Consider the following 13,462-nt stretch of genomic DNA (forward strand, 5'->3'; position numbering starts at 1 on the left):
GGACTTTACCGGTTCAGAAACGGCTGTCAGAGTGCCGAATCAGCCAACTCTGCACGTGCTCGTCCGTCCCACGAACGGAGCTGATGCACATGAACCGCCGCACGATCCTGGCCATGACCGCCACCACGACCGCGCTGCTGCTCGCCGCCTGTACCGGTACAGCGGGCGACTCCTCCGGGGGCGCCGACGCCGAGGCACCCGACGACCCGACGAAGGTCAGCGGCACCATCACCGTGCTCACCCACCGGACCGACCTGGTGCAGGACGGGACGATGAAGAAGTACGCCGCCGAGTTCACCAAGACCCACCCCAAGGTGAAGGTCGAGTTCGACGGCATCACCGACTACGAGGGCGAAGTCAAGATCCGTATGAACACGGAGAACTACGGCGACGTCCTCATGATCCCCGGCGTGATCGAGAAGAAGGACTACCCCAAGTTCTTCGCCTCCCTGGGCACCCAGGACGAACGCAGCGCGAAGTACCGCTTCACCGACTACACCACCGTCGACGGGAAGGTCTACGGCCAGAGCCCGCTGGGCGCGGTGCCGGGCTTCATCTACAACAAGCGGGTGTGGAACGAGGCCGGGATCACCGACTGGCCCACCACACCGGCCGAGTTCCTCGACGACCTGAAGGCGATCGAGTCGAAGACCGAGGCGATCCCGTACTACACCAACTTCAAGGACATGTGGCCGCTCAGCCAGTGGACCCAGGTCAACGGCTCGGTCGGCTGCGACGAACAGGCCACCACGAAGCTCGCCGAGGGCGACCCCTGGGCCGAGGGCGCCGACCTGCGGACCGCCGACACCCTGCTGTACGACATCGTCCACGAGGGCCTGATCGAGAAGGACCCGACGACCACCAACTGGGAGGCGTCCAAGCCCCGGCTGGCCAAGGGCGAGATCGCCACCATGTGGCTCGGCTCCTGGGCGGTCATCCAGATGCGGGGTGCGGCGGAGCAGGCCGGGACCGACCCCGACGACATCGGGTTCATGCCCTTTCCGGTCCAGCATGAGGGCGCGTTCTGCGCGGTGACGCTCCCCGACTACCAGCAGGCCGTCAACATCCACTCCGAGGACAAGGCCGCCGCCCGCGCCTGGATCGACTGGTTCACCGACCAGTCCGGCTACGCGGCGGACAACCTGGCGCTGTCCCCGCTCAAGGACGACCCGCTGCCCGACATCCTCAAGGCGTACGAGGACAACGGCGTCAGGCTCCTCGACCTCGACGACACCAAGGGCGCCGAGGTGAAGTCCCTCGACAACCAGTCCGAGATCGGCATCTACAAGCCCGACTACCGCCAGGACCTCGTCGACCTCGCCCGCGGCGCCACCCAGGGCAGCCTGGACGACTTCCTCGACCGCCTCGGCGAGAAGTGGACCGAGACCCGCGCGGCCCTGGGGTCCTGATGACGGAGACGACCCACACGGCGGCCGTCGAGACCAGCGCGGGGGCGGCTCCACCGGCCGCCCCCGTACCCGCCCCGCCCCCGCGCTCGGCACGTCTGTGGCGCGGGGTCACCCCCTGGCTGTTCCTGCTGGCCCCGCTCGCGCTGCTGGTCATCTTCACCTACGCGCCGATCGCCAACATGGTCGCGTACAGCTTCACCGACTGGGACGGCGTCAGCCCCGAGCTGCACTACACGGGTGCCGAGAACTACACCGAACTCTTCACCCGCCCCGACCTGTTCGAGGTCTTCTGGGTCAGCGGCTACTACCTGGCCGCCTCCGTCGTCCAGATCGTGGCCGCGCTCTACTTCGCGACGATCCTCAGCTTCCACGTCCGCTTCCGGAACTTCTTCAAGGGTGTGCTGTTCTTCCCGTACCTGATCAACGGGGTCGCGATCGGCTTCGTCTTCCTCTACTTCTTCCAGGACGGCGGCACCCTCGACTCCGTGCTGAGCCTGCTCGGCGTGGAGACGGACCGTGCCTGGCTCGGCACCCCGGAGTCGGCGAACACCTCGCTGGCCGCCGTCTCGGTCTGGCGCTATCTGGGTCTGAACTTCGTGCTGTTCCTCGGCGCGATCCAGTCCATCCCGGGGGAGCTGTACGAGGCGGCCGAGCTGGACGGGGCCAGCCGCTGGCACCAGTTCCGGTACATCATCGCGCCGGGCATCCGGCCGGTGCTGTCGCTGGCCGTGATCCTGTCGGTCTCGGGCTCGCTCGCGGTCTTCGAGATCCCGTACATCATGACCGGCGGGGCGACCGGCACCGAGACCTTCGTGATCCAGACGGTGAAGCTGGCCTTCCAGTTCAACAAGACGGGGCTCGCCTCCGCGGCGGCGGTCGTGCTGCTGCTCGTCGTGCTCGCGGTGACCTGGGTGCAGCGGCGTCTCGTCCCCGACGACAAGGTGGATCTCGCATGACGCGCCGCGCGGTGGCCCGCACCCTCGTGTACCTGTCCCTGATCGGCGCGACCGTGGTCGTGCTGCTCCCGCTGACCGCCGTCCTGCTGACCTCCCTGAAGTCGGAGCGGGAGATGGCCGACGGCAGCGGGGCCCTGACCCTCCCGGACAACCCGCTCCACTTCGACAACTACGTCACGGCCTTCCAGGACGGCGAGATGCTCCAGGCGTTCGCCAACACCGCGATCATCCTGGTCGTCGCCATCGGCGGCACGGTCCTCATCGGCTCGATGACGGCCTACGCGATCGACCGCTTCACCTTCCGCTTCCGCAAGCTGGTGGTCGCGCTGTTCCTGGTCGCCGCGCTGGTCCCCGGGGTCACCACCCAGGTGGCCACGTTCCAGATCGTCAACAGCTTCGGCATGTTCGACAGCCTCTGGGCGCCGATCGCCCTCTACATGGGCACGGACATCGTCTCGATCTACATCTTCCTCCAGTTCGTCCGGTCCATCCCGACGTCCCTGGACGAGGCGGCCCGGCTGGACGGCGCCAACGCCTTCACCGTCTACCGCAAGATCATCTTCCCGCTGCTGAAACCGGCGATCGCCACCGTGGTGATCGTCAAGGGCATCACCACCTACAACGACTTCTACATCCCCTTCCTCTACATGCCCTCCGAGGACCTCGGCGTGATCTCGACGTCCCTGTTCCGCTTCAAGGGCCCCTTCGGCGCCCACTGGGAGACGATCTCGGCGGGCGCGGTGCTGGTGATCATCCCGACCCTGGTCGTCTTCCTGCTGCTCCAGCGCTTCATCTACAACGGCTTCACGCGGGGCGCGACGCGGTGACCACCGCACCCGGCACGGCGGGCTCCGGCAGCCCCCGCAACAGCAGCCAGCTCAGCACCGGCAGCAGCACCAGGGGTGACAGGGCCGTGCGCAGGGAGGTCGCGTCGGCGAGGACGCCGATGAGCGGGCTCACCAGACCGCCGACGCTCACGGTCAGCCCGAGGGTGATCCCCCCGGCGGTGCCGACCCGGGACGGCAGATAGTCCTGGCCGAGGGTGACCTGGAGCGAGAACGGTACGTACAGTCCGGCCGAGGCGAGCGCCACGAAGCCGTACAGCGCCGGGCCGGGCACGAGGACCAGGCCCGCGACCGCACCGGCGGTGAGCAGGTACGACCAGCGCGAGACGGTGACCCTGTCCCAGCGGTCGGCCAGCGCACCGCCCAGCACGGACCCCACCGCGCCACCGAGGTACAGCACGGACAGGGCGGCGGTGCCCGCCGCGGTGCCGCCGTCCAGGCGCTCGGCGGCGTACAGCGAGACGAAGGCGGACAGGCCGACGAAGACGACCGACCGGCACACCACCGCCAGCGACAGCCGCACGAACGACGCCACGTCGTCACCGGACGCCGCCACCGCCGTACCGGAGGCCCCGGCCGCCCGCCGCCGCTCCAGCGTCCGCAGCACCGGCAGACACAGCACGGCGCCCACGAGCGCCGGGAGCGCCAGCAGCGGCGTCATCCGCAGGCCACCGGTGGCCACCACGGCGGCGACCAGGAGCGGGGCCGCCGCGAAGCCCAGGTTGCCGCCCAGCGCGAACCAGCCCATCGCGCGGTGGCTGCCCCGGCTGACGAGCCGGGCGACCCGCGCCGACTCGGGGTGGTAGGCGGCCACGCCCACGCCGGACACCGCCACGAAGAACAGCGTCAGCGCATAGGAGCCGCTCACCCCGCTCAACGCGATGCCCACGCCGCCGAACAGCGTGCTCACCGGCAGCAGCCAGGGCAGGGCCCGGCGGTCGGTCAGCGCGCCGAACAGCGGCTGCGCGACGGACGACAGCAGGGACGCGGCGAGTACGACGCCGGACACGGCCGCATAGCCGTAGGCGCGCTCGGCGACGAAGAAGGGCACCAGGGAGGCGACGGCGCCCTGGTAGACGTCCACGCAGGCGTGCCCGAGGGACAGGAGGGTGATCGATGATCCGGCCGCTGACTTCCTTGGCATGCGGTCATGATCCGAGTCCGCCGCCCTGTCGCGCTTCCGATAACCTGCCAGGAAATGACGGAGATCCGCCACGATCCGATCGCCCCGACCCGCACCCAGCGGCTGACGTCCGGCGCCGCCATCGGCGCCCACCGGCACGACGACCACCAGATCGCGCACGCGGGCCGCGGCGTGCTGTCCGTGACCACCGACGCGGGCTCCTGGGTCGCCCCGGGCACCCGCGCCCTCTGGGTGCCCGCCGGGACCGTGCACGCGCACCAGGCGCACGGCGACCTCGAACTGCACCTCGTGGGGCTGCCCGCGACCGAGAACCCGGTGGGCCTGGACACCCCGGCCGTGCTGGCCGTCAGCCCGCTGCTGCACGAGCTGATCGTCGCCCACACCCGCACCCCGGACGACGGCAGCCCCGAACGCGCCCGGCTGCGCGCGGTGTTGATCGACCAGCTGCGCGTCTCACCCCAGCAGCCGCTGCACCTGCCCACCCCGACCACGCCACTGCTGCGGTCCCTCTGCGACCTCCTGCACACCGACCCGGCCGACCGCCGCACCCTGGCCGAGCTGGGCCGCGTCGTCGGCGCCAGCGCCCGCACCCTGTCCCGCCTCTTCCACGACGACCTCGGCATGACCTTCCCGCAGTGGCGCACCCAGCTCCGGTTGCACCACGCCCTGATCCTGCTGGCCGAGGGCACCCCGGTGACCAGGGTCGCGGCCCTGTGCGGCTGGTCGTCCACCAGCGCGTTCATCGACGTCTTCCGCCGGGCGCTGGGGCATACGCCGGGGGCGTACGCCCGGGGTTGACGGCCCGCGGGGCTCCGGCTGGGCGGACAGCGGGAGCCTGGCGGATCGTGGGGTTCCCGGCTGGGCGGACAGCGGGAGCGTGACGGATCGTGGGGCTCCCGCCTCAGCGGACTGCGGGAGCGTGACGGATCGTGGGGCTCCCGCCTCAGCGGCAGCGGGAGCGTGGCGGACCTTGGGGCTCCCGCCTAGGCGGCCAGCGCCCGCACCAGCACCGGCGTGACCTGTTCTATCTGCCAGGGCCGCGCGCCGTACCCGGCGAGGGCGGTCTCGACCGACTCGGCCGTGACGACCGCCGGGGGCTCCCAGCACACCCGGCGCACGGTGTCCGGCGTGATCAGGTTCTCCTGCGGCATGTTGAGGCGCTCGGCCAGGGTGGAGACGGCCGTGCGGGCGGCGGACAGGCGGGCCGCGGCGGCCGGGTCCTTGTCGGCCCATGCGCGCGGGGGCGGGGGACCGGCGACCGGCTGGCCGGGCGGGGGCAGCTGGCTCTCGGAGAGGGCCTTGGCGCGGTCCACCGCGGCCTGCCACTGCTCCAGCTGGCGGCGCCCGGTGCGCGGCCCGAAGCCGTTCAGCGCGGCGAGCGCGTGCACGGTGGACGGCAGGGCGAGCGCGGCCTCGACGATGGCGGCGTCCGACAGCACCTTGCCCGGCGAGATGTCCCGCCGCTGCGCGATCCGGTCGCGCGTCTGCCACAGCTCGCGCACCACGGCGAGCTGACGGCGGCGCCGCACCTTGTGCATCCCGGAGGTGCGCCGCCAGGGGTCCTTGCGGGGCTCGGGCGGCGGGGCGGAGGCGATCGCGTCGAACTCCTGGCGGGCCCAGTCCAGCTTGCCCTGCCGGTCCAGCTCCTTCTCCAGCGCGTCCCGCAGATCGACGAGCAGCTCCACGTCCAGCGCGGCATAGCGCAGCCAGGGCTCGGGCAGCGGCCGGGTGGACCAGTCGACGGCGGAGTGGCCCTTCTCCAGGACGAAGCCCAGCACGCTCTCGACCATGGCCCCGAGCCCGACCCGGGGGAACCCGGCGAGGCGCCCGGCCAGCTCGGTGTCGAACAGCAGGGTGGGCACCATGCCTATCTCCCGCAGGCACGGCAGGTCCTGGGTGGCGGCGTGCAGCACCCACTCCACGCCGCTGAGCGCCTCGCCGAGGCCGGACAGGTCGGGGCAGGCCACGGGGTCGATCAGCGCCGTCCCCGCGCCCTCCCGGCGCAGTTGCACCAGATAGGCGCGCTGGCCGTAACGGTACCCGGAGGCCCGCTCGGCGTCGACGGCCACGGGGCCGGAACCGGCGGCGAAGGCGGCGATGACGTCCGCGAGGGCCTGTTCGTCCGCGACCACCGGCGGAATGCCCTCGCGGGGCTCCAGCAAGGGGATCGGCGCCTCCGTCTCCGCAGATCCGCCGTCGTCCGGAGGGGCGCCCCCGGTGGTTCGCAGTGAAGTGTCTGCTGCGGTGTCTTGGGCGTCGGTCACCTGTCAAGGGTATCCGGATGTTCGACGGCCCGACCTGCACGATCCGGCCAATGGCTGTCTGACCTGGCGAAACGCGGGCGAATCCATGATCGACGAGGTGGTGTTCATGACCGTCGGTCAGAAAGTGGCGCCGGGGCGCGGGCGCTCGCGCCCAGCACACAGGCGCGCGCCCGTCGCCGGGCGCGCGCCTGGAAGGGGGAGGAGTGGGTGGGGGTCAGTGGATGATGCCGGTGCGCAGGGCGACCGCCACCATGCCCGCACGGTCGCCCGTGCCGAGCTTGCGGGCGATGCGGGCCAGGTGACTCTTGACGGTCAGGGCGGACAGGCCCATGGAGACGCCGATCGCCTTGTTGGACTGGCCCTCGGCGACCAGGCGCAGCACCTCGACCTCGCGGCCGGACAGTTCTCGGTAGCCGCCCGGGTGACTCGGGGCACCCGGGGGGCGGCGGTGCAGACGGGCGGCGGCGGCGCCGATCGGGGCGGCGCCCGGGCGGGTGGGGAGCCCGATGTTGGTGCGGGTGCCGGTGACGACGTAGCCCTTGACGCCGCCCGCGAGGGCGTTGCGCACCGCGCCGATGTCGTCGGCGGCGGACAGGGCGAGGCCGTTGGGCCAGCCCGCGGCGCGGGTCTCGGAGAGCAGGGTGAGGCCGGAACCGTCCGGCAGATGGACGTCGGCGACGCAGATGTCGCGCGGGTTGCCGACGCGGGGACGGGCCTCGGCGATGGACGAGGCCTCGATGACATCGCGTACGCCGAGCGCCCACAGATGGCGGGTGACGGTGGAGCGCACGCGCGGGTCGGCGACGACCACCATGGCGGTCGGCTTGTTCGGGCGGTAGGCGACCAGGCTTGCGGGCTGCTCGAGAAGAACGGACACCAGGCCTCCTGGAGTGCGGGGAGTGCGGGGACGGGTCGGCTCGTGGGGATGAAGCCGGGACGAACCGTGATTTCAAGGTCACAGTCGTCTTCGGCACCAAGGGCGTCCGCCTTTAGGAAATGATCACGATCCGGTGAGTAACAATCTGTGCAATTCGGACACGCGATCGATTATCCGAAGATCGAGTCGGATCGGTCACGCTCACTCACATGTCGAAAAGTGGTCGTGTCGACAAAGCGTGCCGACCGAAAGTCGACCGAAACGGGACTCAGTGCGATAGCCGACCGAAACGGGACTCAGCGCGAAAGCCGACCGAAACAGGACTCAGCGCGATAGCCGACCGAAACGGGACTCAGTGCGACTGCGGACCCCGGCGCTGCGGCAGCGTCACCACCGACGCGTCCCCCGGACCGGCCGGGGGCAGCCCCGCCACCTGGGCGAGCAGGTCGCACCAGGACGCCAGGTGCGCCACCGTGTCCGGAACCCCGCCCAGCCCCTCGCGCGGCGTCCAGGACGCCCGGATCTCGATCTGGCAGGCGGCCGGGCGCGCCGACAGCCCGCCGAAGTAGTGCGAACTCGCGCGCGTGACGGTGCCGCTCGGCTCGCCGTACGTCAGCCCGCGCGCCTGCAGGGCCCCGGTCAGCCAGGACCAGCACACCTCCGGCAGCAGCGGATCCGCAGCCATCTCCGCCTCCAGCTCCGCCCGCACCAGCGTCACCAGCCGGAAGGTGCCCCGCCAGGCCTCGTGCCCGGCCGGATCGTGCAGCAGCACCAGGCGCCCGTCGGCGAGGTCCTGCTCGCCGTCGACGACCGTGGCCTCCAGCGCGTAGGCGAACGGCGCCAGCCGTCGCGGCGCGTGGGTCGGCTCCACCTCCACCTGCGGTCGCAGCCGCGCCGCCCGCAGCGCGTCGACGGCGGCCCGGAAGGCCGCCGGAACTGTCTCGCCGTTATGCAGGACCCCGTCCCCGTTCTCTGCGTTCTCCGCGTTCTCCGCGTTCCCCTGGTTCCCCTCGTGCCCCTTGGATTCGCCCATTCCGCCAGCGCCGTCCGACAGTCGTCCCTGAGCCGCAGCCATGCGGGGAAGATTAAGCGGAACGGAAGCCGAGCGCAGGGAGGACACCCCGCCCGGACCCGCGCCGGACGCGCCCCGACGCCGTGCGAGACTTTTCCCGTGAGTGCCAATGGAAGCCCGACGGGCAAGCAGCCGACAGCCACATACGAGTCCGCCTTCCTGAAGGCGTGCAGGCGCGAGCCCGTGCCGCACACGCCGGTGTGGTTCATGCGGCAGGCCGGGCGCTCCCTGCCGGAGTACCGCAAGGTCCGCGAGGGCATCCCCATGCTGGAGTCCTGCATGCGGCCCGAGCTGGTCACCGAGATCACCCTGCAGCCGGTGCGCAGGCACGGCGTCGACGCGGCGATCTACTTCAGCGACATCGTCGTCCCCCTCAAGGCCATCGGCGTCGACCTCGACATCAAGCCCGGCGTCGGCCCCGTCGTCGAGCGCCCGATCCGCACTCGAGCGGACCTCGACCGGCTGCGCGACCTGACCCCCGAGGACGTCTCCTACGTCACCGAGGCCATCGGCCTGCTCACCCGCGAACTCGGCGGCACCCCGCTCATCGGCTTCGCGGGCGCCCCGTTCACCCTCGCGAGCTACCTCGTCGAGGGCGGTCCGTCGCGCAACCACGAGCACACCAAGGCGCTCATGTACGGCGACCCGCAGCTGTGGGCCGACCTGCTGGACCGGCTCGCCGACATCACCGCCGCCTTCCTGAAGGTGCAGATCGAGGCGGGCGCCAGCGCCGTACAGCTTTTCGACTCCTGGGTGGGCGCCCTGGCCCCCGCCGACTACCGGCGCTCAATCCTGCCCGCCTCCGCCAAGGTCTTCGCGGCCGTCGCGGAGTACGGCGTCCCGCGCATCCACTTCGGCGTCGGCACCGGTGAACTGCTCGGCCTGCTCGGCGAGGCGGGCGCGGACGTCGTCGGCGTCGACTGGCGGGTCCCGCTGGACGAGGCCGCCCGCCGCGTCGGCCCCGGCAAGGCGCTCCAGGGCAACATCGACCCGGCCGTCCTCTTCGCCCCGCAGGAGGCCGTCGAGGCCAAGGCCCGCGAGGTGCTGGACGCGGCGGCGGGCCTGGAGGGCCATGTCTTCAACCTCGGCCACGGCGTCCTGCCGACCACCGAACCGGACGCGCTCACCCGGCTCGTGGAGTACGTCCACACGCGGACGGCGCGCTGACCGTCACCCCCAGGTGTGCCGGGGCCGGGCCTGCCTGCCGAACAGCAGGCCGCGCGGCTCCGGCGGCGGCGGGGTGCCCCGCCGCAGCGGCCAGGCGATGACCATCCCGGCGAGGAAGCCGACGATGTGCGCCGCGTACGCCACGGTCCCCGCGTCGGCGACGCCCGTGCCGGAGGAGTACACCGCCTGAAGCACGAACCAGAAGCCCAGCACCAGCCAGGCGGGCAGCCGTAGCGGCAGGAAGACCAGGAACGGCACCAGCACCCACACCCTGGCCTTCGGGTACAGCACCAGATAGGCGCCCAGCACCCCCGCGATCGCCCCGGAGGCGCCGATCAGCGGGTCGGCCGAGCCGTCGTTGAGGAACGCGAAGCCGTACGTCGCCGCGTAGCCGCAGACGCCGTAGAAGATCGCGAAGGGCACATGGCCCATGCGGTCCTCGATGTTGTTGCCGAAGATCAGCAGGAACAGCATGTTGCCCAGCAGGTGCAGCCAGCCGCCGTGCAGGAACATCGCGGTGAGCACGCTCAGCTCCGGCGACTTGTCGTAGCCCGGCGGGCCGACCAGGCAGCCCGCGCCCTGCGGGCCCACCGCGACGTCGCCGGTGGGCACCAGCCGGGGCAGCTGATGGTGTATCAACTCGCGCGGCACCACCGCGTACTGGTCCAGGAACGCCTGCAGATGGCAGTACTGCGCCAGGCTGCTGTCCCCCGCCACGGAACCGGCGAGGCCGGGCATGAACAGGAAGACGAAGACGCTCGCGGCGATCAGCGCGTAGGTCACGTACGGGGTGCGGCGCACGGGGTTCACGTCATGGACGGGGATGACCACACAGAAGTAGTGCCCCCGATGCGCTCCGTGAATCGGTGAACACGCCCGTCCGTGCGTGCGTATGTCTCGTCGACGGCGTGCGGACACAGGCGACACAGGCGACGTGAGGACACAGGCGATGAGCGACCGAGTGGTTCCCCCGATGCAGGCCATGCCCGACGGCGAGGCGGAGCTGGCCCTCGTGGTGCGGCTGCCCTGGGAGGACGTGGCACGGCTCGGCCAGGAGGCCGGGCGGCTGGCGGCGCAGATGCAGCGGCCGGTGACGCTGGACGAGGCGGTGAGCCATCGGTTGCGGTCGGCCCGGCCCGCGGCGCATGCCCGTCCCGGGGTGGGGGTGGGGTCGGGTGAGCAGCCCGGGGCCGCGCCGGGGAGTGGGTCCGTGGCGTCCTTGCCGCGGCTCAGTGGGTCGGCTTAGCGCCGTTGCGGGGTGCGGGGGCGTCGTGGTTGCCCGCGCAGTTCCCCGCCCCCCTGAGGGGTGGGGTCCAGCACTGCCTTCGCCGCCTTGCGGGCCGCTACCAGTACCGGGTCCCACACCGGGGAGAACGGTGGGGCGTAGCCGAGGTCGAGGACGGTCATCTGTTCCACCGTCATGCCCGCGGTGAGGGCGACCGCGGCGATGTCGACGCGTTTGCCCGCGCCCTCGCGGCCGACGATCTGGACGCCGAGGAGGCGGCCGGTGCGGTGTTCGGCGAGCATCTTCACCGTCATGGGGGAGGCGTCGGGGTAGTAGCCCGCGCGGCTGGTGGACTCGATGGTGACCGCGGCGAACCTCAGGCCCGCGCGGCGGGCGTCCTTCTCGCGCAGACCCGTGCGCGCGATCTCCAGGTCGCAGACCTTGCTGACGGCGGTGCCGACCACGCCGGGGAAGGTGGCGTAGCCGCCGCCCGCGTTGGTGCCGATGACCTGGCCGTGCTTGTTGGCGTGGGTGCCCAGGGGGATGTACCGCTCGCGGCCGGAGACCAGGTCGAGCACCTCGACGCAGTCGCCGCCCGCCCAGATGTTCTCCTGCCCGCGCACCCGCATCGCCAGGTCGGTCAGCAGCCCGCCGTGCTCGCCGAGCGGCAGCCCCGCCGCGGCGGCCAGCGAGGTCTCGGGCCGCACGCCGATGCCGAGGACGACCACGTCCGCCGGGTACGCGGCGTCCCGGGTGACCACCGCGCTGACGTGCCCCTCGGCGTCGGTGCGCAGTTCGGTGACCTCGGTGTCGTTGACCATGGTGATGCCCATGCCCTGCATGGCCTTGTGCACCAGACGGCCCATGTCCGGGTCGAGCGTGGACATCGGCTCCGCGCCGCGGTTGACGACCGTCACCTCATACCCGCGGTTGATGAGCGCCTCGGCCATCTCGACGCCGATGTAGCCCGCCCCGACGACGACCGCGCGACGGCCACGCGCGCGTGCGAGGGTGTCCAGCAGGGCCTGCCCGTCGTCGAGGGTCTGCACGCCGTGCACCCCCAAGGCGTCCGCGCCGGGCATGTCCGGGCGGATCGGGCGGGCACCGGTGGCGATGACCAGTCCGTCGTACGGCGTCCAGGACTCGGCCCCGGAATCGACGTCACGCGCGCGTACCCGCTGCCCGGCCACGTCGATCTCCGTGACCTCGGTGCGCAGCCGCAGGTCGATGCCGCGGGCGCGGTGCTCCTGTGGGGTACGGGCGATCAGTTCGTCCCGGTCGGTGACGTCGCCACCCACCCAGTACGGGATGCCGCACGCCGAGTAGGAGGTGAAGTGGCCGCGCTCGAAGGCCACGATCTCCAGTTCGCCGGGGTCCTTGAGGCGGCGTGCCTGTGACGCCGCGGACATGCCCGTGGCGTCACCGCCGATCACGACCAGACGGCTGCTGCGGCTCCCGTGGGCGATGTCCATGGCAACACGCTACGGGCAGCGCGCACTTCAGTCCTGCTCGCCGTCCCCGTCACCTCGCGCGGGCTCCGGCGACGCGGTGCGGGCCTGCGGCAGCGGGCCGAGCGCGCTCATCGCCCCCGCGGGGGCCGGGCGGCGCGGCAGCCGGGGCCGTACGACCCGCAGCCACAGCAGCACCAGCAGCGCCAGCGCCGCCGCGAACGGCAGCACCGCGCCGAAGGCGACCGCGAGCCAGCGCAGCATGGTCACGAACGCGTCCCAGCCGCCCGCCACCGCGTCCACGAACCCGGGGTCGTCGTCCTTCTCCGGCTTCTCCTGCACCGGCGTCTCGGACAGCGTCAGGGTGATGGTGGCCAGGCTCGTGCGGTCCTCCAGGGACTTCTGCTGGGCGAGCAGGGCCTCCAGGTCGGCCTGGCGGGCGCTCAGTTCGCCCTCCAGGGTGACCACGTCGCTGAGTTTGGTGGCCCGGTCCATCAGCTCCCGGATCCGGGTGACGCTGGCGCGCTGGGTCTTGATCCGGCTGTCGACGTCCACCACCTGGTCGGTGACGTCCTGCGCCTTCGCCGTGCGGTCCAGGAGCTTGCCCGTGCCCTCCAGGTCGGTGAGGACCTCCTCGTAGGCGTCGGAGGGCACGCGCAGCACCACGCGGGTGCGCTCGCCGCCCTCCTCGTCGCGGCTGGTGACCTCGTTGCCGACGTAGCCGCCCGCGCCCTCGGTGGCCGTACGGGCCGCGTCGAGGGCCTTCGGCACGTCCTTGACCCGCACGGTCAGGGAGGCGGTGCGGATGATGTGGCTGGGGGTGAGCTTGGTCGGCGCGGAATCCCGGGCCTGGCCGCTCTGGTGGCCGCTGTCGGCCGCGGCGCCCTCCTCGGCACCGGCCTTGGCACCCGCCGCCCGGTCGTCGCTGGCCGCGTCTCCTCCGCTGTCGTCCGCGCCGCTGCACCCGGTGAGGGCGAGTGCCGCGGCGAGCAGGATTCCGGCCAGAGCCCGCACGGAACGCCGCCGTGTGGTGACTGGTGTGCGCATGATGGGTC

13 protein-coding genes are annotated in these 13,462 nt (G+C 71.9%); 6 read left to right on the forward strand and 7 right to left on the reverse strand.

What is annotated here, in order from left to right:
* The first annotated feature begins 89 nt into the window (after positions 1 to 89).
* From ACFVQG_RS35900 to ACFVQG_RS35910, 3 genes are read left to right on the forward strand one after another with little or no spacing between them, the layout of a single operon-like run.
* Complete coding sequence (locus ACFVQG_RS35900; RefSeq protein ID WP_383391997.1) at positions 90 to 1,409, forward strand: ABC transporter substrate-binding protein; 1,320 nt, start codon at positions 90 to 92, stop codon at positions 1,407 to 1,409.
* Positions 1,409 to 2,365 carry a carbohydrate ABC transporter permease gene (locus tag ACFVQG_RS35905; RefSeq protein ID WP_383392000.1) on the forward strand — a complete coding sequence of 319 codons (957 nt, stop codon included), beginning with the start codon at positions 1,409 to 1,411 and terminating at the stop codon, positions 2,363 to 2,365. The genes ACFVQG_RS35900 and ACFVQG_RS35905 overlap by 1 nt, the downstream gene beginning before the upstream one ends.
* Positions 2,362 to 3,192: a carbohydrate ABC transporter permease gene (locus ACFVQG_RS35910; protein ID WP_383392003.1), complete on the forward strand. Its 831-nt coding sequence runs from the start codon at positions 2,362 to 2,364 to the stop codon at positions 3,190 to 3,192. The genes ACFVQG_RS35905 and ACFVQG_RS35910 overlap by 4 nt, the downstream gene beginning before the upstream one ends.
* Here the strand turns inward: ACFVQG_RS35910 and ACFVQG_RS35915 are convergent.
* On the reverse strand, positions 3,170 to 4,354 hold the full coding sequence (locus ACFVQG_RS35915) for an MFS transporter (RefSeq protein WP_383392005.1): 1,185 nt from the start codon (positions 4,352 to 4,354) through the stop codon (positions 3,170 to 3,172). The genes ACFVQG_RS35910 and ACFVQG_RS35915 overlap by 23 nt on opposite strands.
* Before the next feature lie 54 nt (positions 4,355 to 4,408).
* Between ACFVQG_RS35915 and ACFVQG_RS35920 the strand changes: the two genes are divergently transcribed.
* Complete coding sequence (locus ACFVQG_RS35920) at positions 4,409 to 5,152, forward strand: AraC family transcriptional regulator (protein WP_383392008.1); 744 nt, start codon at positions 4,409 to 4,411, stop codon at positions 5,150 to 5,152.
* A 185-nt stretch (positions 5,153 to 5,337) separates the two neighbouring features.
* Here the strand turns inward: ACFVQG_RS35920 and ACFVQG_RS35925 are convergent, their stop codons facing one another.
* The 3 genes from ACFVQG_RS35925 to ACFVQG_RS35935 all read right to left on the reverse strand — a co-directional run bounded on the left by ACFVQG_RS35925 (position 5,338) and on the right by ACFVQG_RS35935 (position 8,570).
* Positions 5,338 to 6,618, reverse strand: coding sequence for a ribonuclease D (locus ACFVQG_RS35925; RefSeq protein WP_383392010.1), 1,281 nt, complete (start codon positions 6,616 to 6,618; stop codon positions 5,338 to 5,340).
* Between the two features lie 214 nt (positions 6,619 to 6,832).
* Positions 6,833 to 7,495 carry a response regulator transcription factor gene (locus tag ACFVQG_RS35930; RefSeq protein WP_360224832.1) on the reverse strand — a complete coding sequence of 221 codons (663 nt, stop codon included), beginning with the start codon at positions 7,493 to 7,495 and terminating at the stop codon, positions 6,833 to 6,835.
* A 352-nt stretch (positions 7,496 to 7,847) separates the two neighbouring features.
* Positions 7,848 to 8,570, reverse strand: a complete 723-nt coding sequence (locus ACFVQG_RS35935) for a DUF3000 domain-containing protein (RefSeq protein ID WP_383392014.1) — start codon at positions 8,568 to 8,570, stop codon at positions 7,848 to 7,850.
* 96 nt (positions 8,571 to 8,666) lie between these two features.
* On the opposite strand from ACFVQG_RS35935, the gene hemE reads away from it, so the two are divergent.
* Entirely contained in the window at positions 8,667 to 9,734 is a 1,068-nt protein-coding gene (gene hemE / locus ACFVQG_RS35940) for a uroporphyrinogen decarboxylase (protein WP_383392017.1), read from the forward strand.
* Between the two features lie 3 nt (positions 9,735 to 9,737).
* Here hemE and ACFVQG_RS35945 read toward each other — a convergent pair whose 3' ends face one another.
* Positions 9,738 to 10,565: a rhomboid family intramembrane serine protease gene (locus tag ACFVQG_RS35945; RefSeq protein ID WP_383392020.1), complete on the reverse strand. Its 828-nt coding sequence runs from the start codon at positions 10,563 to 10,565 to the stop codon at positions 9,738 to 9,740.
* A gap of 118 nt (positions 10,566 to 10,683) precedes the next feature.
* On the opposite strand from ACFVQG_RS35945, the gene ACFVQG_RS35950 reads away from it, so the two are divergent.
* Positions 10,684 to 10,980 (forward strand): hypothetical protein, encoded by a 297-nt coding sequence (locus ACFVQG_RS35950; RefSeq protein ID WP_383392023.1) that lies wholly within the window; start codon positions 10,684 to 10,686, stop codon positions 10,978 to 10,980.
* On the opposite strand, the gene ACFVQG_RS35955 is transcribed toward ACFVQG_RS35950, so the two are convergent.
* Entirely contained in the window at positions 10,977 to 12,431 is a 1,455-nt protein-coding gene (locus tag ACFVQG_RS35955; RefSeq protein ID WP_383392026.1) for an FAD-dependent oxidoreductase, read from the reverse strand. The two genes, ACFVQG_RS35950 and ACFVQG_RS35955, sit on opposite strands and share 4 nt — an antisense overlap.
* Before the next feature lie 27 nt (positions 12,432 to 12,458).
* The gene (locus tag ACFVQG_RS35960; RefSeq protein WP_383392029.1) at positions 12,459 to 13,454 is read right to left on the reverse strand and encodes a DUF4349 domain-containing protein; all 996 of its coding nucleotides are present in this window, start codon (positions 13,452 to 13,454) and stop codon (positions 12,459 to 12,461) included.
* Positions 13,455 to 13,462: the final 8 nt, after the last annotated feature.

The sequence above is a fragment of the Streptomyces sp. NPDC057877 genome, assembly GCF_042796855.1.
Taxonomy (GTDB): Bacteria; Actinomycetota; Actinomycetes; order Streptomycetales; family Streptomycetaceae; genus Streptomyces.